4 protein-coding genes are annotated in these 2,116 nt (G+C 40.7%); all 4 read left to right on the top strand.

The annotated features are described in order from the left end of the window. The coding region (locus ACFI6L_RS20170; protein WP_462574694.1) for a hypothetical protein at window positions 1–284 on the top strand (284 nt) is incomplete at its 5' end. Between the two features lie 205 nt (window positions 285–489). Then, window positions 490–858, top strand: coding sequence for a hypothetical protein (locus tag ACFI6L_RS20165; protein ID WP_462574692.1), 369 nt, complete (start codon window positions 490–492; stop codon window positions 856–858). A gap of 123 nt (window positions 859–981) precedes the next feature. Beyond that, window positions 982–1,440: a VOC family protein gene (locus ACFI6L_RS20160; RefSeq protein ID WP_462574691.1), complete on the top strand. Its 459-nt coding sequence runs from the start codon at window positions 982–984 to the stop codon at window positions 1,438–1,440. Window positions 1,441–1,595: 155 nt separating this feature from the next. Beyond that, complete coding sequence (locus ACFI6L_RS20155; RefSeq protein ID WP_462574690.1) at window positions 1,596–1,874, top strand: hypothetical protein; 279 nt, start codon at window positions 1,596–1,598, stop codon at window positions 1,872–1,874. The last annotated feature ends 242 nt before the right edge of the window (window positions 1,875–2,116 follow it).

Raw genomic sequence — 2,116 nt, 5'->3', positions numbered from 1 at the left:
GACACGTGGGGCGGCTGCGCCATTATGCCCCACATGACTGCGCCCGTTATCGGAAAGTTATATGCTTTTCAGGAAGCTCATCAATAAGGAATTCTATGAATCTAAACGCTACATTTTGGGGGCAAGCACTCTTCATCCTCGCTTTAGTTGTAATTTTTCTTACCATCAAATTTGCTAAAGGAAAGGCTGACAATATCGGGTTGGTTGCCATTTACGCCTTCTTGCTCAACTTCTTGATTCCACCTGTTGGTTGGTTCTATTGTTACCGATGGGCAAATAAATAATTACCTAAAACAAATATCATCCTCTATGTAGCTAGGGTTTGTTTTTATTAAAGTGGATGTGTAAAAGGTTTTAAATTGTACGCATATAACAACTCAATCAACACACTCACTTCGTTCGCTGGGACGCATACAAGCGGGGCGGCTTCGCCATTATGCCCCACATGTCTGCGCCCGTTATTGAAAAGTTATAGCCTTCAGGGAAGATATGGAATTCATTGAACTGAATCAAATCGTCGATACCGATACTGACATAGAACTTTCAGTAAGAGATTCTGAATGGCCAAAAGTAGTCAGTTCAATTACTGCATCAACAGGTTGGCTAAACAAAATTGAATTCAATTCCCTTTTTTCGTCATACACCAACCAAGTAGTTTTTGCCTTCGAATCCTTTGAGCGCATATCTAAGAGCACTGGCACAAAAAAACGGCTTACTTCAAGTTTTAAACTAACTTGGGATAACTTTGACGAGTTTCAAAAAAATACAGATATTTTGTTTTTATACCTAGTTTCCAGTAAGTTAAGTTGGGTATTCTATGGCAACAGAGATCAGTGGGCATTTTCAGCACGGCCATAACAAACGCATTAAATCGCTCGCAAGCTCGCTGGGACGCTAACACATGGGCTGCGTCACTTCGTTCCTAATTTTAGCCCATGTGTTATCGCCCTTTATGCGGGTGTTATGTGCCACGGAAAGTTTATGTATAAAGGTTTTAAAGCATTGGTTTTTGCAACGGTCTTTTTTGCGACCCTCTTTTCTAATGCAACTCAAAGTAAGGATGTAAAAATGTCAGGCCCGGCCCAGAATGGTGTGCTCATCTACTCAAGCAACTTTTCCCACCTTGCAGAGTTCTATGAACAACTATTTGGCATGCGTGTTACCAGAGAGACTAAAGATTTTATCAGCTTGGATAGAGATGGCTTCAATCTCATTATCCATGTCCCACCTTTCGATATACCTCAAGACTCCTTTAGCCCAATTAAATTATTTTTGTCTGTTGAAAATATGGAAGCCACAAGAGAAAAAGCCGTCAACTTGGGCGGCAAGGCCTTCGATGGCGAGTGGGCAAATCCAATATTCAAAGTCTCCAACATAGCAGACAGAGAAGGCAATCATATACAGATCAGGGAGTTCAAAAATCCCAACAAAGGCTTATAGGTTGGTTTGTGGTCAAGGCACATAACAAAAAAATTAAGTCGTTCCCGCTGGTCACTGGGACGCATACACGTGGGCTGCTTCGCATTATAGCCCACGCGTATGCGCCCCTTATTTAAAAGTTATATTTAAAGGTACATTAACCAAGGAAGTTTAAATTGAAACCATTTTCCTCTGTTGAATCTCGCAATTTTAGTACATTGCTTTTAGTTTCGAGAATAGCTGCTAGTTTTTCGTTTTTATTACTTATTCTAGGAGTAGGCGTAACGCTATGGACGTCCTTCACCGAATCACTTCCGAATGCAATTACATTCATACCCGTGATTGTTTGGTCAATTTTAATCTTTTTGTTTGCTGGGATTATTGCTGTGCTTGTCTCTATAGAGGAGCATTTGAGAATGCAAGAAGTGCGCGATGTAAGAAACGGCAAAATATAACAAAAAAATAAAGTCACTCACTTCGTTCGCTGGGACGCATACATGCGGGGCGGCTTCGCCATTATGCCCCACATGCCTGCGCCCCTTATTTAAAAGTTAGTACCCTCGGAGCAGGAAGCTTGAAAGTAAAACCATCCAAAAAGCTATATCTAAAAATGCTAAGAAGTCTTATGATAATTAGCGTTCTATTCGGTCTTACTGCATATGTCTGGTCAACTTCAGTTTATGAATGTATTTCTATA

This window comes from Alteromonas sp. G4i35, assembly GCF_054960375.1.
Note: the sequence above shows the minus strand (reverse complement) of the source record. Positions and strands in the feature narration are given on the sequence as shown.